Origin of the sequence: Heyndrickxia sporothermodurans (genome assembly GCF_003055045.1) — a bacterium.
Taxonomy (GTDB): domain Bacteria; phylum Bacillota; class Bacilli; order Bacillales; family Bacillaceae_C; genus Heyndrickxia; species Heyndrickxia sporothermodurans.
The window spans coordinates 1-24,852 of record NZ_NAZB01000046.1 but is presented as its reverse complement, the minus strand read 5'-3'; the positions used below and the strand labels follow the sequence as shown (position 1 = coordinate 24,852).

General features: G+C 34.5%; 26 protein-coding genes and 2 riboswitches. Of the genes, 6 read left to right on the top strand and 20 right to left on the bottom strand.

What is annotated here, in order from left to right; all coding sequences use genetic code 11:
- Nucleotides 1–300 precede the first annotated feature (300 nt).
- On the top strand, nt 301–2,052 hold the full coding sequence (locus B5V89_RS16095) for a B12-binding domain-containing radical SAM protein (protein ID WP_066227876.1): 1,752 nt from the start codon (nt 301–303) through the stop codon (nt 2,050–2,052).
- A gap of 14 nt (nt 2,053–2,066) precedes the next feature.
- Here B5V89_RS16095 and B5V89_RS20200 read toward each other — a convergent pair whose 3' ends face one another.
- The 3 genes from B5V89_RS20200 to B5V89_RS16090 all read right to left on the bottom strand — a co-directional run bounded on the left by B5V89_RS20200 (nt 2,067) and on the right by B5V89_RS16090 (nt 3,797).
- The gene (locus tag B5V89_RS20200) at nt 2,067–2,210 is read right to left on the bottom strand and encodes a hypothetical protein (protein ID WP_160331412.1); all 144 of its coding nucleotides are present in this window, start codon (nt 2,208–2,210) and stop codon (nt 2,067–2,069) included.
- The gene (locus tag B5V89_RS20195; protein ID WP_165797717.1) at nt 2,207–2,365 is read right to left on the bottom strand and encodes a hypothetical protein; all 159 of its coding nucleotides are present in this window, start codon (nt 2,363–2,365) and stop codon (nt 2,207–2,209) included. Before B5V89_RS20195 ends, B5V89_RS20200 begins: the two co-directional genes overlap by 4 nt.
- Nucleotides 2,366–2,441: 76 nt before the next feature.
- Nucleotides 2,442–3,797: a TrkH family potassium uptake protein gene (locus B5V89_RS16090; RefSeq protein ID WP_108072962.1), complete on the bottom strand. Its 1,356-nt coding sequence runs from the start codon at nt 3,795–3,797 to the stop codon at nt 2,442–2,444.
- 208 nt (nt 3,798–4,005) lie between these two features.
- Between B5V89_RS16090 and B5V89_RS16085 the strand changes: the two genes are divergently transcribed.
- Nucleotides 4,006–4,197, top strand: a complete 192-nt coding sequence (locus B5V89_RS16085) for an alpha/beta-type small acid-soluble spore protein (protein WP_107919977.1) — start codon at nt 4,006–4,008, stop codon at nt 4,195–4,197.
- Nucleotides 4,198–4,235: 38 nt separating this feature from the next.
- Here the strand turns inward: B5V89_RS16085 and B5V89_RS16080 are convergent, their stop codons facing one another.
- From B5V89_RS16080 to B5V89_RS16005, 17 genes are all read right to left on the bottom strand, one after another.
- Complete coding sequence (locus tag B5V89_RS16080) at nt 4,236–5,351, bottom strand: anti-sigma factor domain-containing protein (RefSeq protein WP_107919976.1); 1,116 nt, start codon at nt 5,349–5,351, stop codon at nt 4,236–4,238.
- A complete protein-coding gene (gene sigI, locus B5V89_RS16075; protein WP_107919975.1) occupies nt 5,348–6,082 on the bottom strand; it encodes an RNA polymerase sigma-I factor in 735 nt (244 codons plus the stop codon). The genes B5V89_RS16080 and sigI overlap by 4 nt, the downstream gene beginning before the upstream one ends.
- A gap of 195 nt (nt 6,083–6,277) precedes the next feature.
- A complete protein-coding gene (locus B5V89_RS16070) occupies nt 6,278–7,051 on the bottom strand; it encodes a TerC family protein (RefSeq protein WP_107919974.1) in 774 nt (257 codons plus the stop codon).
- Nucleotides 7,052–7,075: 24 nt separating this feature from the next.
- Nucleotides 7,076–7,269, bottom strand: a riboswitch (yybP-ykoY riboswitch).
- A gap of 72 nt (nt 7,270–7,341) precedes the next feature.
- A complete protein-coding gene (locus B5V89_RS16065; protein WP_107919978.1) occupies nt 7,342–7,812 on the bottom strand; it encodes a hypothetical protein in 471 nt (156 codons plus the stop codon).
- A gap of 7 nt (nt 7,813–7,819) precedes the next feature.
- Nucleotides 7,820–7,969, bottom strand: a complete 150-nt coding sequence (locus tag B5V89_RS20190; protein WP_165797718.1) for a hypothetical protein — start codon at nt 7,967–7,969, stop codon at nt 7,820–7,822.
- Between the two features lie 114 nt (nt 7,970–8,083).
- Entirely contained in the window at nt 8,084–8,770 is a 687-nt protein-coding gene (locus B5V89_RS16060) for an ECF transporter S component (protein ID WP_108072960.1), read from the bottom strand.
- A complete protein-coding gene (locus tag B5V89_RS16055) occupies nt 8,752–10,404 on the bottom strand; it encodes an ABC transporter ATP-binding protein (protein ID WP_107982061.1) in 1,653 nt (550 codons plus the stop codon). Before B5V89_RS16055 ends, B5V89_RS16060 begins: the two co-directional genes overlap by 19 nt.
- The gene (locus B5V89_RS16050) at nt 10,377–11,192 is read right to left on the bottom strand and encodes an energy-coupling factor transporter transmembrane component T (protein ID WP_235993070.1); all 816 of its coding nucleotides are present in this window, start codon (nt 11,190–11,192) and stop codon (nt 10,377–10,379) included. The genes B5V89_RS16055 and B5V89_RS16050 overlap by 28 nt, the downstream gene beginning before the upstream one ends.
- A 67-nt stretch (nt 11,193–11,259) precedes the next feature.
- Nucleotides 11,260–12,066, bottom strand: coding sequence for a DUF4430 domain-containing protein (locus B5V89_RS16045; RefSeq protein WP_108072958.1), 807 nt, complete (start codon nt 12,064–12,066; stop codon nt 11,260–11,262).
- A 12-nt stretch (nt 12,067–12,078) separates the two neighbouring features.
- Nucleotides 12,079–12,654 carry a class D sortase gene (locus B5V89_RS16040; protein WP_066227910.1) on the bottom strand — a complete coding sequence of 192 codons (576 nt, stop codon included), beginning with the start codon at nt 12,652–12,654 and terminating at the stop codon, nt 12,079–12,081.
- A gap of 6 nt (nt 12,655–12,660) precedes the next feature.
- The gene (locus B5V89_RS16035; protein WP_108072957.1) at nt 12,661–14,556 is read right to left on the bottom strand and encodes a DUF4430 domain-containing protein; all 1,896 of its coding nucleotides are present in this window, start codon (nt 14,554–14,556) and stop codon (nt 12,661–12,663) included.
- Nucleotides 14,557–14,674: 118 nt separating this feature from the next.
- A riboswitch (cobalamin riboswitch) is annotated at nt 14,675–14,869 on the bottom strand.
- A gap of 88 nt (nt 14,870–14,957) precedes the next feature.
- Nucleotides 14,958–16,352, bottom strand: coding sequence for a Na+/H+ antiporter NhaC (gene nhaC / locus B5V89_RS16030; RefSeq protein ID WP_108072956.1), 1,395 nt, complete (start codon nt 16,350–16,352; stop codon nt 14,958–14,960).
- 350 nt (nt 16,353–16,702) lie between these two features.
- On the bottom strand, nt 16,703–18,271 hold the full coding sequence (locus B5V89_RS16025) for a peptide chain release factor 3 (RefSeq protein ID WP_107919966.1): 1,569 nt from the start codon (nt 18,269–18,271) through the stop codon (nt 16,703–16,705).
- Between the two features lie 86 nt (nt 18,272–18,357).
- On the bottom strand, nt 18,358–18,597 hold the full coding sequence (locus tag B5V89_RS16020; RefSeq protein ID WP_108072954.1) for a YueH family protein: 240 nt from the start codon (nt 18,595–18,597) through the stop codon (nt 18,358–18,360).
- A 210-nt stretch (nt 18,598–18,807) separates the two neighbouring features.
- Entirely contained in the window at nt 18,808–19,839 is a 1,032-nt protein-coding gene (locus tag B5V89_RS16015; RefSeq protein WP_181294697.1) for a DmpA family aminopeptidase, read from the bottom strand.
- Nucleotides 19,840–19,854: 15 nt separating this feature from the next.
- Nucleotides 19,855–20,355, bottom strand: coding sequence for a type I restriction-modification system subunit M N-terminal domain-containing protein (locus B5V89_RS16010; RefSeq protein ID WP_108072951.1), 501 nt, complete (start codon nt 20,353–20,355; stop codon nt 19,855–19,857).
- Nucleotides 20,356–20,424: 69 nt separating this feature from the next.
- Nucleotides 20,425–21,480, bottom strand: coding sequence for a M42 family metallopeptidase (locus B5V89_RS16005; RefSeq protein ID WP_108072950.1), 1,056 nt, complete (start codon nt 21,478–21,480; stop codon nt 20,425–20,427).
- Between the two features lie 123 nt (nt 21,481–21,603).
- Between B5V89_RS16005 and B5V89_RS16000 the strand changes: the two genes are divergently transcribed.
- The 4 genes from B5V89_RS16000 to B5V89_RS20180 all read left to right on the top strand — a co-directional run bounded on the left by B5V89_RS16000 (nt 21,604) and on the right by B5V89_RS20180 (nt 23,725).
- Complete coding sequence (locus tag B5V89_RS16000; protein ID WP_108072949.1) at nt 21,604–22,053, top strand: OsmC family protein; 450 nt, start codon at nt 21,604–21,606, stop codon at nt 22,051–22,053.
- 85 nt (nt 22,054–22,138) lie between these two features.
- The gene (locus B5V89_RS20185; protein WP_181294696.1) at nt 22,139–22,282 is read left to right on the top strand and encodes a hypothetical protein; all 144 of its coding nucleotides are present in this window, start codon (nt 22,139–22,141) and stop codon (nt 22,280–22,282) included.
- A gap of 113 nt (nt 22,283–22,395) precedes the next feature.
- Complete coding sequence (locus B5V89_RS15995; protein WP_108072947.1) at nt 22,396–23,376, top strand: Gfo/Idh/MocA family protein; 981 nt, start codon at nt 22,396–22,398, stop codon at nt 23,374–23,376.
- Nucleotides 23,377–23,554: 178 nt separating this feature from the next.
- The gene (locus B5V89_RS20180) at nt 23,555–23,725 is read left to right on the top strand and encodes a hypothetical protein (RefSeq protein WP_165797818.1); all 171 of its coding nucleotides are present in this window, start codon (nt 23,555–23,557) and stop codon (nt 23,723–23,725) included.
- The last annotated feature ends 1,127 nt before the right edge of the window (nt 23,726–24,852 follow it).

The following is a 24,852-nucleotide window of genomic DNA, read 5'->3' as shown; positions in this document are numbered from 1 at the left end:
AATTATCGCAGGTATACTCATAAAAGTAAATAGATTCGCAATATTAGACATTCTTTTTACAAATTTTCTTTAGTTCTACATAGAATACGATTGTTTTTCGACATTTCTCCGTAATATTCCCGATTTTTCTACACTCTTTTTTTACGTTTCTCTACTAAAAATTCTATTAGAAACAAAAATTAATCCCTTTTTATGAAAACTATTAACATTGAGGTTTTGTGCAGACTCCTATAAAATATATTAGGATAAGATAGTAACTTAAATCTCATGCATATTTGAAAGAAGAGGTAATACACATTCATGAAAATCATTGCAAGTACATTAAATGCTAAATACATTCACACGAATTTGGCCATTCGTTATTTAAAAGCTGCAGCAGCACCGGAATATAATATTGAACTTGCCGAATACACGATCAAAGACCCCGTGATGAATATTGTTTCTGATTTATTTACAAAAAAACCTGATGTCCTTGGGTTCAGCTGTTACATTTGGAATATTGAAGAAACCATTCGAGTCATTCAAATGTTAAAAAAAATTATGCCGGAACTAACGATTGTACTCGGTGGACCGGAAGTATCCTATGATACGACGTATTGGCTTAAGCGTTTACCGGAAGTTGATTTCATCGTAATGGGTGAAGGTGAAGAAACATTTAAACAGCTCCTTAATGAAATCCAAGGAAAGAAAGATTTCAAGCAAGTTCACGGCATTGGCTATATGGAAAATGGGAAGATGATTATCAACCCGATTCGCAATAAAATTGATCTTCGTGAGCTTCCATCACCTTATCGATTTGAAGAGGATCTCCCCCATCTTTCAAAACGAGTGATCTATATTGAAACAAGCCGCGGATGTCCGTTTAATTGTCAATTCTGTCTCTCATCTATTGAAGTGGGCGTTCGATATTTTAATCGTGAAAAAATTAAAGAGGATATTCGTTTCTTAATGAAACACGGTGCAAAAACAATTAAATTTGTCGATCGAACATTTAATATTAGTAGAAGTTATGCAATGGAAATGTTTCAGTTTCTCATTGATGAGCATACACCGGGAACTGTCTTTCAATTTGAAATAACCGGAGATATAATGCGTCCGGAAGTAATTGACTTTCTAAATAAAAATGCCCCAAAAGGATTATTCCGATTCGAAATTGGTGTTCAATCAACAAATGATTTAACGAATGAATTAGTGAAAAGAAGACAAAATTTCGAAAAACTTACGCGGACCGTTACAATGGTGAAAAACGGAGGTAAAATTGATCAGCATCTCGACCTTATCGCAGGGCTTCCTGAAGAGGATTACCAATCATTTCGAAAAACCTTTAATGATGTGTTTGCATTACGTCCGGAAGAACTTCAATTAGGCTTTCTTAAGATGTTGCGCGGAACAGGTTTGAGGATTCGCGCAAAAGAACATGACTATATTTATATGGATCATGCCCCTTATGAAATTTTAGGGAATAATATTCTTTCATTTGATGATATAGTTCGAATAAAACAAGTAGAAGATGTATTAGAAAAATATTGGAATGATCATCGTATGAATGAAACGATTGAATATTTAGTTACAAATGTTTTTGAAACACCATTCGATTTCTTCCAACAATTTGGTACTTATTGGGAAGAACAAGGATGGAGCAGAATTGGCCATCAACTGGAAGATTTGTTTAGAAGATTGTTATCTTTCTTAAAAGCTAACGAAGAAACAAGTGAACATATTGAAATTATCGAAGGATTAATGAAATATGATTACCTTCTTAATCAAAGATACAAGCCTCGGAAATCCTGGTGGGAGGATCGAGTAAATAAAGATGAAAGAAACACTATCTTTAACGATATCAACACGAATCCGCAACAGTTAGGTGAGAACTACGAGCATCTTCAATTAACGCAAAAAGATCTTAATAAACATACAATTATTGAAAAGATTCCATTTAACTTACATCACTATCACACAACAAAAAAAATAAACCGTGAAGATAGTTATATGCTTGTTTATTTTGATCCAAAGACCGGAAAATCATCTATTTTTAGCTCAATAAAAAAGTAGCCGCTTCATGCAGGCTACTTTTCCTTTTTAGGAGTCTTTTCCTCGTTTTCTTTTCGTCCGGCGTCCTTTGCTGCCTCATAAAACTTTATCGCATTTAGATCTCCTATTTCAACACCAAATTCTTCTTGAACATTGCCTTTCCCGTTGTTTTTCTTCATTTTCCTTTACGGCCTTGTTTAGAATTTCGGTTTGCATGTTTTGCTGTTTCTTCACCATTCGCAAATTCCGCAGAAAACTCAGCCTCTTCTACATTCCTTTTTGGTGTATGACTATGTTTCACTGCGGCATTCACTTCAGCCTTTCGCTTTGCCATCTATATCCCCTCTTTTGACTATTTTATGGTACACCAATAGTTTTTTCCAAAACCATTTTGAATAAACCAAAAGAGATTATCCAATTATTAGTCGTTCCTTAGGATAATGATAATTATTCGATTGATCTCTTCCACCCATCATGTACATTAACGAAACAATTCCTACTCTTCCAATAAACATCAAAACAATTAATAAGCACTTACCAAATATCGACAAGTCAGGAGTTATTCCCAATGATGCTCCTGTCGTTCCAAATGCGGAACAAACCTCGAAAATTATTGAAAGCAAACTTTGATGTTCTGTTATGGATAAAAGAATAACCGAAACGATACAAATAAATGAAGCAATGACAAATACAGCTAATGCCTTTAATACATCCATCTCATGAATTTCCCGCTTGAAAATCTTTATATTTCGATTTCCTTTTGCAAAATGAATAATAAATAAAACAATTATCGCAAACGTTGTTGTCCGGATTCCTCCCCCAACTGAACTTGGCGAAGCACCAATAAACATTAATCCCGACATAATTAACAATGTTGGAGAGGAAAATTGATTAATATCTGCTGTTAAAAGGCCCGCGCTTCTCGTTGTATTTGATTGAAAGGTAGTATAGAAAAAAGCATCATACCAATCCTTTCCTTTTAAAAATAAATCCTTTTCTAACAAAAATATGGCTATTGTTCCAAAAACAAATAATATTCCATAGGTTGAAGTCGTTATTTTCGTAAATAATGAAAAGTAAAATTTAGGTGCGTTTTTCTTGCGTAATAAAAATTCTTTAAGCTCCAATAAAACAGGAAAGCCAATTGCCCCAAGGGTAATGAGGATCATATTAATAAATTGTACAAAATAATCTTTAGCAAACGGTATAAGCGATTGTCCAGTTAAATCAAATCCTGCATTCGTGGTTGCACTTACTGAAGCAAATAATCCGTGCAAATAAGCATCTTTCCAATCAGAATAATAAGTTAAAAAATATGTCCCTAATATTAAGGCTCCGCTTAATTCAATCATTAAAATTAAAACCAAAATTAATTTCAACATTTTAACTAAACCAGAAAGATTTGTTTGGTTTTGGTCTGTCATAATAAGTTTACGCTGTTTCAAACCAATCTTCTTTCCGAGGATTAGCCAAAAAAACGTTGTAATTGACATAATTCCTATTCCACCAATTTGCAGAATTAGCATTAATATAAATATTCCACTTGTACTGTATGTCTCAGATATATTTATTGTCGATAGTCCTGTTACACTTACTGCACTCGCTGCTACAAAAATTGTATCAAGGACACTAATATGGACCCCTGGTTTATGAGCAAAAGGAAGACTAAGAAAGATCGACGAAATAGAAACAGTTAAAAAATAATAATATACAATTAATTGAAACGGCGTTAATTTTCTTAATTTCGTTTGTAAATAATGTCTCATTAAACAAGATTCCTTTCCTACCAATGAATCAAATTCTTACTCCTTCTAATATATAGAAGAATGGCTGCGATTAAAAGGAAAATTATTTCAATAACATTTTAGAACTACTTAACTTCATTACAACCTTTTACCATTCATGTTTATCACATTTATTAAACATAATAGTAATACAAGATTTTTATTAATTTTTGAAAGGGGTATTTAAAAAATGGCAAGAAGCAGCAATAAATTACTAATCCCAGGAGTAGAACAATATTTAGATCAAGTGAAATATGAAATTGCCCAAGAATTTGGAGTCAATCTTGGTTCAGATACCGTTTCACGTGCAAATGGATCGGTAGGCGGAGAAATTACAAAACGTCTTGTTAAACAAGCTCAGTCCGAACTTTCCGGTAAATAAAATAAATTAAAAATAAAGAGTAATCCGCTTTCAAGGACTTACTCTTTATTTTTGTGATTTTTCCCATGAATATTATGTTTAGGTTTATGATTGCTTCTTTCAATTTTATATTTATGCTTATTTCTCGGTTTATGTCTGTCTTTAGCGGTATGATGCGGATCAAATTTACCTTTTCTATACTTTTCTCTATGTTTCCAGTGACTTTTTTCATAGTCCTTATGTAAGTAGTCTTTTTTTAAGTCTGAATGAATATCTTTTTTTCGGTTATTTACTTTTTCCCGATTCTTTATTTTGTAATCTTTATGATGCCTGATCACATTATTAAAGCGTTTAGAATGATTTTCTTTTTTTGTTTTTTTAACAGGAGAAGCACTCATTTTTGTTGCAGGCAACTTATCTATTTTCTTATTCGTATGTTTATTTGGAGTTATTTTAATCCCATTTTCAATTTTTTTAATTTGAGTTTCTTTTTTAATTGAATTTTGGTCATCTATTGATTTATTTTTTCTTTTTTTCTCTACAATGAATTTACCAGGAGAAATACCTTTTTCACGTGCAGTTTTTCTTTCTTTTATAGATCCTTTTACGACTTCAATTTTAGCTTCTATCTTTTTAGCGGCGGTTTGAACTTCTTGAATTTTTTGATCAAGTAAATCATCCTTTGATTGTTCTTCTTTGTTTATTATAGAAGCTATGACAATGTTCTGTTTTTGTTTTATGTAGCCCATTGTAATACATGTATCCATAATTGTTTTAGCAACATTGGCAAAAGATTGATCTTTATCAAATTTAGTAGATGTTAATACCTTCTCGCCTATCTCATTATACGCATTCGTTCGAATGACATGGAAATTTTTATCTAATACAAACTCGATACTTGGATTCATATCCATCGTCACATAAGCATATGCCGAATCTTTTTCAAATGGATTTAAAAGCATCAAACCTATTATAAATATAGCAACTAGTGCGGACGCGCACGACAATAAAGTATATTTGCTCCGCCTCGCAAGTTTTCTTTCATCTGTTTCAAAATAAATTTCTTCCCCGATATCGTATGTATTTTCTGTTTTCTTACCTTTAATAAATTCCCCTTCAGGAGTCAGCATGACCAAGTGCTTACTCTTTATTTCTAATATGACACCCTTTTTCATTGTGATAACCGCCCTTTTACGTACTCCCTTAAATAAACAAAATCCAATGAAATAATTAAAGCGATGGCAATAATATATTTTCGATTACGTTCTAATGTTTTCCGACTGACATTCACTTTGCTTTCGAGCATTTTAATTGGTAATCTTTTTTTATCGTTCAAATAATGTAGAAGCTCTGGATCATTAACCAATGTTTTGGCAACTTGTATCGCATTTATTCTAGCATCTTCATGTTTAGGTGAATGTTTTATCAAATCCTTAAATTTTAATCCAAACGTCTGCAAAAGATTGGCAAATCGATTAATTTCGTCTTTTCTCTTTTCGTTATCTATGTTTCGATTATACTCCTCAACAGATAATGTATTTTCAAAAGTCAGAGAGCTTTCATCCTCATTTATCCCTCCATCGAAGCTTAAATCTTTATATTTATTGTTACTTCTAAGATAATCAATCACTCTTCTTTTAATAATGACTTCTGCAAAAGATAAAAGAGAAGCACCTTTACTTTCATCAAACTTAAGTATCGAGTCATGGAAGGCAATGAGTCCAATGCTAAATTCATCATCACTATCATTAATATAGTGCTTACATACTGAAGAAACAGTCTTCTTGATGAATGGCTGGTAGTCTTGAAGTAATTGATTTAATATATTTTCATCACCATGTTGGGCCAATAGAGCCATTTCTTCTAATGATATTTGTTTCCGATCTTGCACTAAACAATTTAGCATGAAAAATTCACCTCATTATCCACTAATTATAGCATGGAAGAGGTGCGTAATAAGTTTTCTATCTATTTACAAATTTGTTTCACCATACATTTCGAAAATCAACTTCGTTTTTTTGAGGGTTTCTAACAGAACAAAAAGAAAAACTATTGGAAATTAATAACATATTAATCCAACAGTTTTTCTTTTTTCCTTAGCTTATGCACTTTGTCTAATTTGTTGTTGATCTTTTTTACGTGATACTAAGTAGCCGCTTACGGCAATTCCTATGAGTACTACCCAGAAAATAAGCTTCCATGCAAGTGATTCTGGAAAATGTTTATCTAAAACATTCACACTTGGATGCGCCAACGTAAATACTGCTAATTTAACTCCTACCCAACCGACAATTAAAAATGCTGCCGTTTCAAGACTAGGGTATTTTTGTAATAGATTAACAAACCATTTTGCGGCAAAACGTATGATGACTAAACCAATAATGCCTCCGAGCAGCATGACTAAAAACTGCCCACCATCAATGCCGCCAATTTTCGTCCAACCAGTTGGTTTCAACGTTACAGCTAGAGCAACAGCTGCTAACATTGAATCAATTGCAAAAGCAATATCAGCAATCTCTACTTTTAAAACAGTCATCCAGAAAGAAGGCTCTTTCTTTTTACTATCTTTATTTTTAATATTTGTTTTACCGGTTTTGTGTTTAACAATATGGTGTGTCGCAATATAAAGCAAATATACTGCTCCTATTGCTTGAATTTGCCATACATTTACTAATAATGAAATTAAGAATAATGCCGTAAACCGAAACACAAATGCTCCAAAAAGGCCATAAAACAAAGCTTTTTTTTGTTTTTTTTCAGGCAAGTGTTTAACCATCACAGCCATAACTACCGCATTATCTGCGGCTAGGATTCCTTCAAGTCCAATTAAAATTAATAGTACCCAGCCATATTCTAATAACATTGAAACGTCCATATAAGATTCTCCCCTTTTTAATTTAATGAAGTGTGACGAAAAACCCTATAAAGACAAAAAGACCTCTGCCTATTATAGGCAAAGGTCTTGCTAGACATTATTCATGTCAACAAAGCCGATGGATTTTACACCCATGTAATGACGACTTTGTTTTAAATGTTTAAGTCACAAATTATCGTGTCTTAAATCATTTAACGCTACTCCCCTTTGACATTCGTCAAAAGCTATTTAATTATATTTAAAGTATATGGGAGTTTGCGCTAAATTACAACTCTAAATTTCTGAAAAAATTAATAGTTTTCCTTTTTCGTCCATAAAATGATATAGCGAATGATAAAACCTATGAATAAACCCGGAATTAAGAAAATCATTGGTAGAAAGATAGGACCGATAAAAATACTTTTTACCGTTACAATTGGCGAATACATTAGTCCAATTGTAACAAAATAAGCGCCAAATGCAAATGGGAGGTAATCATATTTTTTTGGATTTTCCCGTGTCACTTTATAAGCATCCCACATTGCAAACATATACAAACAAGGGTAAAACATTAACCACTGATAGTCAATAATATTAGCGGCTTCGGATGTTTTTCCCAAAAAACTTAGCATAATACCTTTATTAAAATGGCTTTTAACATTTATTATAAATTCAAGTCCTACGAATAATATCCCTTTAATATAGGAGCCGGATAATAATTGTGAAAATCCTGGTAAAGCAACACTCCACAGAATAGCTTCTAATGGTTCGTTTTTTTTCATATTACTTTTAGGAAAATTCAGTAGTTTTTGTATCATTAAGCACAGGGGTAAATTCCTCTTCCATCTCATAGGTAGTCATTCTTTCAGGAAAGCTATCGCTTAAATAACCAATCCAAAAACTTGAAAAATCCAACTCTCTCCAGTCATTTTTTCCCATAATTTTTCCTCCTATCATAACCATATAATTACCAAATAGCGAATAATTATTCTTATTGAAAGAAACAAATAAAGAAAATAATGTTCTTAGGAGCGGAGCTTTTTATAAATGAATTTAACGATCCAGAAGCCCATATTTTTTTTTAAATCGAAGGAGTATTTTAATCCACGCTTTACCAAAAACAGCGAGAAAAAAAACATTCGAAATCGCATGAGCTAGATCAAAGTATAAACTTGTACCAAAGGAAGCAAGAATATGTGAAATCGTAATTTGGTCCATATTCCCCACAAAAAACCATATATTCATAACCCAACCAAATAATATTCCTGAAATAAACCCAAATATGTATCTCCCAATTGACCATTTCATAAATTTTGTGTGGCGCAATAGACCTGCTGCAAGGCCAATCATTCCCCAAGAATACATTTGCCATGGGGTCCAAGGACCTTGGCCTAGAAAAAGATTTGAAACTAGCGCAGCTAATGCGCCAACAACAAAACCACTTTCAGCACCTAAGGCTAAACCTGTAATAATAATGACAAATGTCGTTGGCTGAACACTAGGAATGGATGCAAATGGAACTCTTGATACAGCAGCAATCGCTGAAAGTACAGCGAGTAAGACAAGCTCTCTTCCCGATACTTTTCTTCGTTCAAATCGAATAACGAATGGTAAAAACGTTAGCATGACGAATAAAACGCTAACAAGCATAAAATGATGCTGAATAAAAAGTGTTACGAGAATAAGCATGATTGACAGCATTAACGCAGAGCTCAGTAATATTACTTGATGACGCGCCATTTTGTTCTTGCCTCCTCCACTGTCAAAACATTTGGAGCACTGCTTCCTCTAATCATTCGATTAATTGTTGTCGTATAAAAAGTATTTCCCGAAAAAAAACTATGTACAGGTGCGGTTACAGTTATGTTTCCTTGGAATAACATTGCACATCTTGTCGCATACTGCGCGGCAAATTCGATATCATGGGTAATTAATACAATTGTCACCCCTTTTTCCCTTAAACGAACTAATAACTCTCCAAATCGTTTTTTTGCATCGGGATCCAAACCTTTTGTCGGTTCGTCGATTAACAGTACTTTTGGATTAGTCAGCAATACACCAGCAAGTGCTGCTTTTTGTAATTCTCCACCGCTCAAATCATATGGATGTCTATTTGCTAGGCTGGCTAATTGAAACCATTCAAGAAGTTCCTTCGCTCTCGTTTTTCCTTCATTTAGTTTATGCTGTTTAATAATTTCATCAAGTTCAGCTTCCAATGTGTCGTGTAAAAAGAATAATTTAGGGTTTTGCGGTAAATATCCAATATTTAAAGGATCGTGTTTTTTCATTCTTTTCCCTTTATAAAGAATCGATCCCCCTTGGGGCTTTTCTATTCCCGCCATTATTTTTAAAAGGGTAGACTTTCCTGTCCCGTTTGCACCAACAATCGCCAGTGCCTCTCCCTCAAAGACCGAAAGAGACGTACGATCCAGTATTTTTCGTTGATCTTTAGTATATTGAAAATCAATATTTTTCATTTGCAATAAAGGCGTACCTTCAGGAATTTCTTCTTTACTATTCGTTCGTACCTCTTCAATATTAAGTTGTTTTACCCACAGTTTTCCTTCTTTAACTGTAAGAGGAAGCTCTCTTTCTTGGATATTTAATGAATGCTCCAAATACAAAATGGCGGGACTAGGTAAGTATGAGTACAGTTTATTTTCAGCATTATTACCAATCCTTAGTGAAACATTGCGAGGTGTACTATCAAAAATGACTTTTCCTTGCTCGAGTATTATTGCTCGATCGGCCAGTGCAAATAATTCTTCTAAGCGATGTTCAGCAATAATAACAGTAATTCCAAATTCCTCGTTCATACGATGCAGCATTCCGATAAATTCCTTAGCCGCAACTGGATCCAATTGGGCTGTTGGTTCATCAAGCAATAATATCCTTGGCTCTAATAGGAGGATTGAAGCTAAATTGACAAGTTGCTTTTGACCACCTGAAATCTCATATGTCTTTTTTTCCAACAGATCATCTAAGCCAAAAAAGTGGACCATCTCAGCTACTTTTTTCCTCATATATTCAGTCGAAAAACCGATATTTTCCATTCCAAATATTAATTCTTCCATTACTTGATCCATCACTAATTGATTTTCCGGATCTTGAAAGACCATACCGAGCTCTCTTGCCGCTACTTCAGAATCTAATTGAAAGATTGGTTGGTCATTATAGTAAATATCACCGGAAACTTTCCCATGGGGAGACACTTCCTTTTTTAATAAACGCAGGAGGGTAGATTTTCCACTTCCAGATGCTCCACATAAGACAATGAAGTCGCCTTCATTTACATAAAATGACACATTGTCCAGTGCGGGACTTCGTTCTTCCGGATAATGAAAACTTATATTTTTCGCTTCCAATAATGCCATCTTAATGCCTCCCTGCCTTCTATTATCAGTGGAAAACTAATGTACAACATAAATATTATAAGGAAAAACCACTCTCTACCGATTAATCTTACAGTTTCCAAAATAGGATTAATCGCTAGAACATTATCACCTAGATACCATCCGAAAATTGAAATGCTTCCTAGTATGACAATAAATCCTAAAGCTAGCCAATCTTTGCTATGCATTTGATACGGTGTATACCGGCTTCTTTTTTTCACCCCGTACCCTCTTGCAATCATCGAATCTGCTGTTTGGATCGCTTCTTCTAATGACCAAGTTAACAAAATTTGAACTAGTTGAACACCATTTTTTGCGCGTAATTTTAAAGGACCTTCCGCTACAGATAGACCCCTTCCTTTTTGAACCTGTTGAATTTCCTGCAGTCTTCGTTTTAACAACGGAACAAATCGTATAGCTAACATAGCTAGTAATGCCCATTGTGGTAGCCATTTTGAAAATAAAAAAAGAAATTTATTCGCTGTTATCACAAGATTATAAGAAGCGAATAATATCATTAAGCATAATAGTGAAAGTGAAAAAATAACCCCTTGAATAACCGCTTCAAGCATGATCGGATTTTGTCCAAGATAAAATAAGATATATGTACCACGATGATTAATAAGAGGATTAATGATTATAAAGAACATTGAAACAAAGAGTAGCATTTTCCACCATTGTCTAATTGCTTTTCCCCTATCTAAACTAATATTTACACCAATGAGAATGATTGCTCCAACAAACAAAAACACTGGATGCTTTGAAAGCATAACCAGTGCCGCAGCCCCGATGTAGTAAAGAAAACATACGAAAGGATGAAACGATCGGAATCCCCTATTATTTTTTACTATAGTCTGTCGTATAGATCCACTCAATTCGATCACCATTCTTTACAGTTACTACTCCAGCACTACGATTTAATAATACGCCATTTTTTTTAACTGTCCAACCGCTCATTGGACCTAAATCAAATTCAAAAAGGTTCGCTATCCCTTGTACATAGGCGGTCGCACCGCTTCCTGTCACACTTATGGGGATTCCCTTTTCTTTAAGGATTTTTCTCGTTGCTGTAAGCATTGTATCACCGTTATTTATAACTACTTTTGTTTGCGAAAGAATCGTTCCTGTTTTTTTATCCCCTTCAATACTTATCTGAACACTTGATAGTGGGGTTGCCGCCTTTTTCGGATGATTATTTTGCTGTTTTGCCGTTTCTTTCGGTTGAGACGTTTGTTTTTTTGTTTGTTTTCTTGTTTCCTTTTTCGTTTCTTTGGTCTTATTCTCTATTGAAGCTTGTTTTCTTTCAGCAGATTTTGGCTTCTTTTCAGTAGTAGTTTTACTACTATTCATGTTACTATCTTTATTCGTTTTACTCACATTTTGGCTATTCGTTTTTTCTTCTTTCTTATTACTGCTTTCATTCGTAGTTGATTTAGACGTTTGCACTTCTTGCTTTTTTTCTCTTTCATCACTACTATTGTCCGCTTCCTTTTGTAAACCATTTTCGTTTGTATTACTTGCTGTAATGTTAGTTGCTTTGCTATCTTCCGTTATAGGTTTTACTTCATCCTTTTGACATCCTGCGATCAAAAAAATAGTCAAAGATGCAAGTAGCAAAACGGCGAAAGATTTCAACAGTTTCATTCAATCCATCTCCTATGTTGTTTTTGGATAAGCATAAATAATATACCTATTCGGCGCGTTCCCAATAAAATGAAAAGGATAACAAGTTGTGAGTACAAGCTCTTCTTTAGGTGCTGTTGAATGGATGATTGTTCGATCTTCTGCATCTACTACCTTTGTCCGTTCCACTATATACGTAAAAGTTTTTCCTTGATAAGTAACAATCAGTGGATCTCCTTCTTTCAACTCACCAAAACGTCTAAATACAGTATCACGATGACCAGAAAGAACAATTTGGTCATTTCCCCCAGGAAGTGCCGATTTACTAAAATGACCGACTCCCTTTTTAAGCTGTTCGTCAGTCGTTCCTTCTACAATTGGAAGCTCTGCATTCAATGTTGGAACTTCTAATATCCCTAATACATGTTTATCGACAGATTGAGTAGTTCTATTAATTCCGGGTTTTTCTAAAAATTTTATTGGCGTGAGTTCCCTAGCCTGCTGAAGAGCCAGCACTTGCGAGTGTTGGCTCTTCAAAATTTTCCAGCCACTGAAAAACACACAAAATAGACCCGCTATCAATAGAATCAGTGCTGAAATTTTTTTCATTTTATATCATACTCTCTTTTTGCGGGCATTTACATACAATACACCGCCTAAAATAATTAAGATCACACCAAAAATAAGAATATTGTACGTATTTGTTGCTGTATTTGGTAATCGTTCACCTTTAGTTGTTTTTTCCGACTGCTGATTCGTATCTTTCGGTAGATTATCGTTGGTTGTTTTTGGCTTTTCATTTGGCTTTTCATTTGGTTTATTAGATGATTGACTTCCTGCAAATTGATAAATCGAGCCTTTGCCATCTAAATAATCATTGTAAGCCGTTAACCCTAATAATGCTTGTACTGTTGCAATAATGTTAGATTCATTGTCAGTTATAATATGTGCAAATCCGCCATCTTTTTGTTTAAAAGAAAGTAAATGCTGAACTAGATTTACCCCTGATTTTGTAAACTGTTTCCCATTCGGGTCAACGCCAATGGCCGTTAAACCAATTATCACTTGTGATGTTGTTTCACTGGCATCCCCACCATTAATAGCGCTGCTAAAGCCTCCATTTTTATCCTGTTTGCTCGATATCCATTCCACGGCACTGTCAATAGCGGATTTTACCTTTTCTTGACTTTTATATGGAGATAGCGCAGCAAGTGCCATCGCCGTAATATCTACACTTGGACTATCGCCATATAGTGGCCAACCACCATCTTTTAACTGATTTTTAAGCAGGTAATCGAGTAATTTTTCTCTAGTCCATTCGGCATCAGTCGGAACCTTATACTTACCACTATCTAGCGCTAATAAAGCATAAATAATTCCATTCGTACCTTGATTGGTCATTCGTTCATTCTCATATATTTTCTTAATTAGGTTGTACCCAGCGAAATTAGATGCATCTTTTCCCGCAGCTGTAATACCAATAGCTAATCTTTCATAATCAGTTACGTTACGAAAAGTTCCGTCATTTTCTTTAAGTAAGTTTTCAATATTTTTCAAATAGGAATCTGGTACAGTATGACCGGATTTTTTCAATCCAACAATCTCAAATTCATTGCTTCCGCCATTTTTTAATATATAGTTGGCCGTTGATTTAAGCAGTGCTTCTACTTGTTTCTTTGAAATTTTTGTTTGTGTATCATCTATTTTCCCATCTGAATTATTGCTATTATCAGGTTTTTCATTTTTATCATTTGTATCGGTAGGAGGTTCAGTTCCAACTACATTTAAATGAATTTTATCTTTATCCTTAATTTGATAAGAGGATAAACCAACTTCCATAGGTTTTCCGTTAAGTGAAATTGACCAATAATCACCTTCTGCAAGTTTCGTATTGCCAATATTATTTACAAAACCAAAGAAACTCGAATCGACAGTAGTTTTAAGTTCAATTTTTTTTGTCTTTGCTGCAAGTTTTAATGCTGCATAAGCATTCGTACCTTCAACAACTTCAACCTCTGTTTCAGGTAAAACTTCCTTTTTATTTTTATCCTTAGCAGTAATTTTTGCTTTTATTGTTTTAGCTGGATAACTAACTACTTTTAATAAAAGATCATCACCATTTTGGACCGTATAACTCGATGCCCCTACTTGTGATTCACTACCATTAATATAAAAACTCCAATAAAAACCGCCATTTTCATATTTCGGTTCCGAATCACCAATCTTTACGATTTGTTCACCGAAATTCGGATCAACTTTCGTTTGAAAATCTACCTTTTTCTGTTTAGCTAATTCCTTTAAAACAGTGATTGCTTTTTCATCCTTTTTTAACTTAACAACAGATGTAGAAATAATCGGTTTCCCATCTTTATCTAATACTGTGACCATTGCTGCGTTATTTAACGTTGCAGCTGACGCCCTTTGCCCGCCGAATAGTGTCCACTGCAATGAAAGAAGTAGCACTGCGGTCAAAATAGCAAGTATTCGCCTCTGAAAAATCCTTTGTTTCACATGTTTCCCCCCCAATTAAAATAAATAAAAAAACATCTCCGAAGTGGAGATGCGTGGTTTGACTGAGGAATGTGAAAAAATACCCTCAAGTTCAACACCACCCTATCCACGTAGGTTGTTCGGTGTAAAAAAATAGGCAGGTCTCCTGGCTCATGCTCAACACCCCTTAAAACCTTCCCATCCGCAGATAGTGGTATTGCTTAAGGAGCTCCCATTTACAGTGGCGGGACCGCGCCGGAATTCCACCGGACTTCCCTTTTAATGATCGATAGAAGAAATTACAATTAATTCTTCCTATCTATCAACCTATTTTTCTCACTATTCATTTAATACATAATTCACTATATCTATATATTCAAAGTGTGTCAAGATATGGAACATTATGATAACATTTCAATCATTTATGCAATCAATTTACTTTTATTTACTGTTATTGTTTTTCCAGTCCAACCAAAGACGATTGTTAACAATGGTGACAATAAGCAAAAAAAGGAAAATGGTAAATAGTCCATTGTAGAAACCCCAAGTACATTCGTTAAAAATACTCCACACACACTCCAAGGAACTAATGGATTTACAACTGTTCCAGCATCCTCTAAAACTCTTGATAGATTTTTGTTTGCAAGTCCCAATTTTTCAAATGGTTTTTGAAATGCTTCTCCCGTTAGAATAATAGATAAATATTGTTCTCCAATTAAAATATTTACCCCAATAGCTGTAAATGCAGCTGCTGTGATGACTGATCCAATTTTGTTTAATACTTTTGCTAAAGCCTTTAATAAAACCGGAATAATTTCTAAAGTAAACAATAATCCACCCATACTTAACGCAAGTATCACAAGTGAAACGGTAAACATCATACTATTCATTCCGCCTCTTGTTAACAAACTATCTATTGCTTCATTGCCCGTTTTCGAAACGTAACCATTAAAAAGAATTTGGAAAAGTTCTTGTCCACTTGGTATATGATGAAAAAGTGAAAGAATAATGGCAAGCAGTGAATTTAATGCTAATGTTAAAAATGCTGATATTTTTTTATAAGCGAAAATTGCGAGTACAACTACCGGAATGAGGCTATACCAATGTACTAAATTGGTTTGTATTAGTGCTTCTTGAATACTAGTTAACTTATTTAAGTTCGCTGCCGATACACTCGGTGAACATACGGCATAAATGATAAAACTTATAATAAATGCTGGTACAGTAGTCCATGCCATATTTCGAATATGCTCAAATAAATCGACGCTCATCATTGTTGATGCGATGTTCGTCGTATCGGATAATGGTGACATTTTATCTCCAAAAAAAGCTCCTGAAACAATTGCTCCCGCTGTTAACGCTAATGACGCATCAAGGGCGGAGGCAATTCCAATAAAGGCAACACCGAGAGTCGCTGAAGTTGTTAACGAGCTGCCGATCGCCATTCCCACAATAGCCGTAACAACGAAAACAATCGCATAGAAGAAATGAACAGTTACAATTTTAAAGCCAACAAAAACTAAAGTTGGAATTGTCCCACTTAGCATCCATGCAGCAATCAAAATTCCAATTAAGAAAAAAAGAAATACAGCGGATAGACCTGATTTCGCTCCATTTACCATCCCTTCTTCAAGAATTTTAAACGGCACTTTCTTCATTAGGCCATAGGATATAAGCATTAAAATTGATAATAAAATAGGGATATGAGGTGCAGCAGAATATTTCATTAAACTTATACTCATTAATCCTACAATAATCATTATAAGAATTATTGCCTCTATAACGGATGGTGAATGAGCTTTTTTATGATTTAACATGTTGATTACCTCCTTGATTTTAATAGAAAGAGCCTCTTCATCCCTAAAAAAAGGGACGAAGAGGCTCTCCGCGGTACCACCCTAGTTAATGACCGAAATCATTCACTCTTTTATCCAAAATGTTTAGCAACGGGGTATTTCATATCTATTGCTGCCTGAATTTTCAGCTCCCATTCAGTCTCTTCTTGCTGCATTCAATAGAATTACTTATGTCCGTTTTCTGGAATATCATTATTAACTTTTACACTTAGACGCTTTTAAGTAATAAAGTATTTGAATATAATATACCATGAAATTCGAATTAATCAAGAGTTAATTTTTTGGACAGGTTGTTACACCTGTCCAAGTCATTATTCCATTGGATTTGTTAGTCGAATATCAGGATTTTTATCTTGGAACCATCTAAGTGCAAAATCATTTTCAAATAAAAATAATGGTTTATCGAAACGATCTTTTACTAAAAGGCTCCTTGAGCTTGAAAGTGATTCGTTTACTTGATCCTCATCAATCCAGCGAGCGATTTTCGATCCGATCGGTTCCATAATCACATCTGAATTATATTCATTTTTCATACGATGAACAAATACTTCAAATTGCAATTGCCCAACGGCACCAAGAATATAATCTTCCATGCGATACGTTTTATATAACTGAATTGCACCTTCTTGAACGAGTTGATGAACCCCTTTATGGAAATGTTTTTGTTTCATAACGTTTTTTGCAGATACTTTGACAAAAAGTTCAGGTGTAAATTGTGGAAGCTTTTCATAATTAATTAGTTGTTTTCCAGATGTGATTGTATCTCCAATTTGGTAAGTTCCCGTATCATACAACCCGATAATATCTCCACTTACCGCGGTGTTTACTGTACTTCGATCATCTGCAAGAAATTGGGTTGATTGCGATAATTTCATCGATTTACCTGTTCTTGATAAAGTGACATTCATTCCACGGTCAAATTGTCCTGAGCAAATCCGTACGAAGGCAATGCGATCACGGTGTGCAGGATTCATATTCGCCTGAATTTTAAAGACAAACCCAGAAAAGTTTTCATCAGTAGGATCGATGACCCCTGCATCTGAATTTCTCGGTTGCGGTGATGGTGCAAATTGCAGATACGTTTCAAGAAAGGTTTGGACCCCAAAGTTTGTTAAAGCACTTCCGAAAAATACAGGCGTTAAAGTCCCATTGGCAATTCGTTCATTTGAGAATTCATTACCTGCTTCATTTAATAATAAAATTTCTTCAAGGGCTTGTTCATAAAGACCAGATTGTTTAATTGGTGAGTCTCCGTCAATTTCTCCCTCTTCATTAAGTGGAATAAATCGTTCGTTCTCTTCAACACGAAACTGTTCAATTCTATTATGGAAACGGTCATATATCCCGAGAAATTCTTTCCCCATTCCGATTGGCCAATTCATCGGATACGATTCAATTCCCAATACTTCTTCTAATTCTGCTAATAACTCTAAAGGGGTTTTCCCTTGTCTATCCAACTTATTAATAAAGGTGAAAATCGGAATTCCTCTCATCCGACAAACTTTAAACAATTTCAGTGTTTGCTCTTCAATCCCTTTTGCGGCATCAATAATCATTACTGCACTGTCAACCGCCATTAATGTACGATACGTATCTTCACTAAAATCTTGGTGTCCGGGAGTATCGAGTATATTAACCCTTTTTCCATCATATTCGAATTGCATAACAGAAGATGTTACTGAAATTCCCCGTTGCTTTTCAATTTCCATCCAGTCTGAAGTTGCAAATTTTCCTGATTTTTTCCCTTTAACCGTACCAGCTGCACGGATTGCGCCGCCAAAAAGAAGTAATTGTTCGGTTAATGTTGTTTTCCCGGCATCCGGGTGGGAAATTATCGCAAAGGTTCGTCTTGATAAAACCTCGTCTTTCAAAGAAGTCATGTTGTAAAATCCTTTCGTTTGTAGATTCAAAATTTATATTCTATGAAATGTTTATGTTTTTACATTGGAATCACCTGTTTACCTTTCTACATTTCTCTTGTCCATTGATTAATTCGATGTGCTAAAGCAATTGCATCTTCATCAGTCAATTTCACCTTAAGTGAATCAATTAATTTCTCCAATAACTTCTCACCAAAGTCATCATATGTATAAGTTGTAGACCATTCTATTACGGGAATAGCAACAACAAAATATTCATCTTTTTTGTTTTCATATATAAATAGGTTCATTTCTTTATCATTGAACATCGTTTTACGAATTTTCATTTCCTGTCCTCCAGTCACATTATATTATAAGGGAAAAGTGTTGGAGAAAAAAACAAATTCGTAAAATAATAATTCCCAAATCGAAAAAATAAAAGGAACAATTACAAGTATGATACCTTTGCGATTTCATACTTGTTTTCGAATGCTATTTCAATTGTTTCTCCATTATCTGTCCTACTAAAAAAATTGCAATCCTTTCTTTTCTTCTAATTATATAGTGCCAATTGGAACTTTTTCAGCGATTCTTCCTTTTCTTCCTGTTGTCATTTCCGCTTGGGTTAGTGAATTTAGTATTGCTTCTTCTGTTGCTTCTGCCGCAGCTTGGAAAAGAAGATTCATGATCGGATGATCATCTCGTAATATTTTTCTCTGTTCAATCGCTTCCTTGGTATCGTGAGGAATCTTTTCAGCATTTGAAAATGCGATGACTACATCACCGCTCCCATTATGAATATGACTCCCGGTTCTACCTAATCCAACAATACATCTTTTTGCCAATCTCTTTAATTGCCGATCGGAAAGAGGGGCATCCGTTGCTAAAACCATCATAATCGATCCATCCGGTCGCTCGGTATGGTCTTCTTCTACTGATTTCGCATAACGGAACTCATCTTTTTTTCCAAAGTTGCTTTGCACTAACATTCCTACTGTAAATGTTAATTTCTCAAATGAAATCATTCGGGATGAGCTTCCAATTCCACCTTTATACCCAAAACACATCGTTCCTGTACCAGCACCGACAGCTCCTTCATCCGCTTGATTGCTAGTTGCATTTTGAATTGCTTCAATCGCATGTTCCGGCTTTACCGCAAGGAGTCGAGCGGAGTTTAAATAACTATCATTACACTCACCCACCACAATATTAATTGAACTTGTCGTATCTCCGATTTTCGGATTCTCTTGTAGCATATACTGAAGTGTGCCTTGTAAAACTGGACCCACACTAAAAGTATTTGTTAACATAATGGGAGATTCAAGACATCCAAGTTCTTCAATTTGAACTAGACCTGTCGTTTTTCCAAAACCGTTTGCCACATACGATGCAGCTGAAACTTTTTCCGAAAATAAGTTTCCATCATGCGGTAAAATCGCCGTTACACCTGTTCGAATACATTCATCATTTAAATCTTCCATTAAGGTAATATGCCCTACCTGCACGCCTTTAACGTCCGTTATGCAATTGTTCATACCTGTCGGAAGGATTCCTACTTTAATTCCAATTTCACGTGCCTTCATTTTCATTCCCCCATCCTACGTTCATGCCTGTAATAACATCAATGACTTCGATGATATTTCGTTTTCCTGACTCCAATTATAAATAATCCTATACATTTCTTTTATATTTTCAGACGAAAAGTTATAAAAATCTATTAACTCTACTAATCGTAAAATTTGTTCAGTAGAGATAGATACTCGTTTAGTATTGAACAATGGAATATCTATATCATTTTTTTCTACTATATCGTTAATGGCATGATAAATATCGGAACTAGCCTCTTGTTGGAGTCTAGTTAAATTGTGCCATCGAGCCGATTTCGGTATGTAAAAACCTTTAAAATATTCCGGCTCTTCGATTAGTCCATCTACTTCTTTACTGCAAATACCTCTTACCAAAAAATCTTCTCTTATCTCCCGTCTTTCTTTTTCAAATTGATCATTAATTATTTTTAATACAAGTAAGTCTTGCACAATAAATAAATGCTTTCCTTGCATTATTTCTTTGCATTTGAAAAGTAGCTGTTCAAACGATATAGACATAAAGTCCCCCCTTTCGGCTATATAAAAAGAACCTTAATTTATCCTATGAAAATTAAGGCTCTAAAAAACTTATTGTGGAACGATGTCTGATTGTACATAGGCAAATAGTAATTGCTCTGTGTTGCGGATGGATGATTCATGCGTGCGTTCAAATGCGTGAGAAGATTCAATTCCAGGCCCAACAAGACCATGAACGATATCAAATCCAGCACGAATAGCGGCTGAAGCATCAGAGCCGTAGAATGGATAAATATCCACTTTATATTCAATATTGTTTTCCTTCGCTAAGTTGACTAAATTTTTACGTAAACCATAATGATATGGACCGCTAGAATCTTTTGCACAGATAGAAACAGTATATTCATCAGAGGACTGGCCGTCACCAAGAGCGCCCATATCGACCGCTAAATATTCGACGGTTTCTGGAGTAATATTCGAATTTCCTCCATAGCCAATCTCTTCATTATTAGAAATTAGAAAATGTGTTGTGTATGGTAGTTCAACATTATTTTCTTTAATGAATTTAATTAGTCGTAAAAGAATCGCAGCACTTGCTTTATCATCAAGATGACGAGATTTAATGTATCCTGATTCCGTAATTTCCACACGTGGTTCAAATGAAACAAAATCTCCTTCTTCAATACCAAGTGCACGTACATCTTGTTCATTTAATACTTTTTCATCAATACGAACTTCAATATTATCCTCATTACGCTCTGCCTTTCCTGCGTCTTTATACACATGAACGGATTGCTGATGCATAAGAATTGTTCCTGTATATACTTTTCCTGAAGAAGTTTCAATTTTACAATATTCCCCTTCAACGGAATTCCAACGGAAACCACCGATCATCGTTAACTTTAAGCGGCCATTGGCTTTTACTTCCTTTACCATTGCACCTAATGTATCTACATGCGCAGTTAACATACGATGTTGTTTCGTGTTTTTCCCTGGTAATGTGATAATAAGTCCGCCTTTACGATTTCTATACATTTCAACATTTGAATCTTTTAAATATTGCTCACAAAAGTCGATCACTTTTTTTGTATTTCCCGATGGACTTGGAATCGAAACGAGTTGTTTAATTAACTCCATTGTTTCTTTAGCATTGCCATATGTATTCATGAAAGATCTCTCCTATTTTCAATTTCACCCTTCTATTATATTAGAATATTTTGAAATACAATAGTCATACGCGTTATTTTTTCGAATAATCATGTATAATCATTTATGAGGAGGAATGTACAAATGGGAGAACACCGTTTTCATTTATCAGCAAATTGGACTGGTGGAAGAAATAGTGTTGGTGAAATTAATGCCGGAAATTTAAAAACACAAATTTCGATCCCCCCTGAAATGGATGGTCCGGGAATTGGAACAAATCCTGATGAAATGCTCCTTGGAGCTGCAGCAACATGCTATATTATTACGCTTGCAGCAATGTTAGAAAGACGAAACATTCCTGTTGCAAGTTTAACGCAAAATTCAGAAGGTATTGTGGAAGTAGATAAAGGCGTCATTACATATAAAAAAATTATTCATCGCCCAAATGTCGTCTTGAAAAAAGAATGTCCGGCGGATCAAGTAGAAAAAGTGAAGCAGCTAGCAGAACGGGCAGAAAAAAGTTGTATGATTTCAAGAGCTATTCAAGGTAATGTTGAAATTGGTTTAGAAGCAATTGTCGGGATTGAGAATTAACGGATGTAATTAATCTTATTTTTTCTATTCTAAAAATCCCTCCTTCGGAAAAACTATTGATGAAATAGAGAAGGAGGATTGAAAGATGAAGAAAAATCAAAAACCGTCTGTTGCACCTGGAATGGACGATGCTGAAGAATTAGATAGAGATGCTACCCCCGAAGAAATTGAAAAAGGGGAGTACACAAATGTAACAACTTTCTCTTGGGATGAAGTAGATCCAAGCTAAAACGTACCACTTTTGGCAGCTGCAAGCTGTCATTTTTTGTTGAATTAAATGACTTGCCCCCGCCAAAAGTGTAAAATGGGATCATACATATATTATGCAAGGAGAGAAATTACATGAGATTTGCAACGATTGGAACCAATTGGATTACTTCTACTTTTATTGAATCTGCCCATAAATCCGGAAAACTTACGTTGAAAGCGGTCTATTCAAGGTCTATTGATAAGGCAAAAGAATTTGCTGCAAAGCATTCCGTTTCATTATATTTTAACGATATGACGGAATTAGCGAAACATCCGGAAATTGATATCGTCTATATTGCCTCACCAAATTCATTGCATTTTGAACATGCAAAACTTTTATTAGAAAATAATAAACATGTCATTTGTGAAAAACCGATTTTTTCTAATATGAAAGAGTTTACAGAAGCTCACAAAATAGCTAATGATCATGGAGTTTATTTATTTGAAGCTATTCGGAACATTCATACCCCAAACATAAATCAATTAATGAAGCAGCTACCTAAAATTGGAACGATAAGAAGTGCTTTATTGCACTATGTACAGTATTCATCTCGCTACGATGCCTTTTTAGAAGGGAACACTCCAAATGTTTTTTCGACAGAATTTTCCGGAGGAGCATTGGTTGATTTAGGAGTTTATCCACTTTCCGTCGCAATTAAACTTTTTGGAAAGCCACTATCCTATTCCTATCATCCAACGATTCTTCGAAGTGGTGTGGATGGAAATGGAACTCTTATTCTTAGGTATAAAGAGTTTGTTTGTACAATTATTTGTTCTAAGATTTCTCACTCATATATTCAAAATGAAATTCACGGAGAGACTGGATCAATTCTTATGGATAGTGCAACACCAACGAGTTTAGAGTTGATAAATAATAAAACAAAAGAAAGAAAATCTATTGGTGTAGATCAAGAAGAATTAGATATGATCTATGAAATCGAAACGTTTACCAATATTATCGAGAAGAATGATCAAAAAGCCTATTCAGAACTAACTCAAATTAGTGAAGCAATACTATCAATTACTGAAACAGCTAGAAAGCAAAATAATATTATCTTTCAATCGGATAAATAAATTTTTTCATAGAATCCATGAAACGAGCCGGAACATAGCTAGTTCCACGTTTCACGGATTTTGTGCTGGTATATTATTCACCCGTATTTAAAACGCCATATTTCATTTTCTCCTTCACTTATGGTACATAGTTACTATATAATAATTATGACTATATACTTAGGGAGCGAAAAATACGATGATAAGAGAAGATGAACATTTACTATTTATTAAAGAACTTGGTCGCCTTTTTGAAGATTTCAATCATTGTGAATGTGAAGAAATTCGAAAAGATATTCTTAAGGATATTCAGTTGCTTAGTAATGTAATAAATCCTGATCATGAACTTTCTTTTCGCTCAATTGTCTAAATTTCTTCTTAAAAAAATCATTCATATACTAAACTCAACACTCCTTTTTTAATTCCAAGTGAAAGATTAGCTTTTTTTATAGGAATTTAATACTATTTGATTATTTTATTTTGGGGGAACTCAAGTGAAAAAAATTGCTCTAGGTGCCATCACAATTATCGTCATTCTTGTGCTAATTTTTATTTTTGTGATGGAACTTTACCCTTTTTCTTAAAAATACAAGTACATAACCCGTATATGGCTGCATAAAACGCAGCCATTTTTCATGTGTATTTTTCTTATAAGCATTTCTTCACATTAAATCTATTTTTTCGGTAATACTAAAAACAAATAATAAAAAGGATGATACTATGGAACAAATAGCTTCTATCTTTGCTTATTTTGGTTTTGGTGTGCCAATATTCATTTTTGCTATTACCATCCTAATCGAATTACTAAAGAGAAACCCAATAAAAGAATGAAGAGTTTGGAAAGGATAACATAGATTGATGCACATAATAAAATTAATAGGAGCCTATCTTCCATTTATAGGATTTGGATTCTCATTTAGTGTTTTCATTATTGCTTTCAGTGCAAGTATGATCAATAAAAAGAAAACAAAGAACCAAAATTAGCAAGCGAACAATCTTAACAAATTATTAATATTTATTTAACGAAATATTAGTATCTATTTATTATGATTAGTTTGTATCCGATATAACAGATACTTCCCCCCGAAAAATCCAGCTTGCTGGATTTTTTTGTACTTCAAACCCTATCCAATAACAGGAAGATATAGGTAATGAAAATGATGATTAATAATAGACTGGACTGGTTTTCAGAACCAATCTGATAAGAAAAACTTATTTTGGTTATGAGCTGTGAAGTGAGCGAGATGGGACGATGATAATGCAAATCTTGCAGCTATGGTACAGGTATAGGTAGAAGCGGGACAATGATTACTCGATTCACACAGCTATGGTACCGGTTTAGGGGTAAGCGGGACGATGATTACGCGATTCACGCAGCTATGGTACCGGTATTGGGGCAAGCGGGACGATGATTACGCGATTCACGCAGCTATGGTACCGGTATTGGGTGAAGTGGTACGATGATTACGCGATTCACGATTAAGTCCATATAATTGT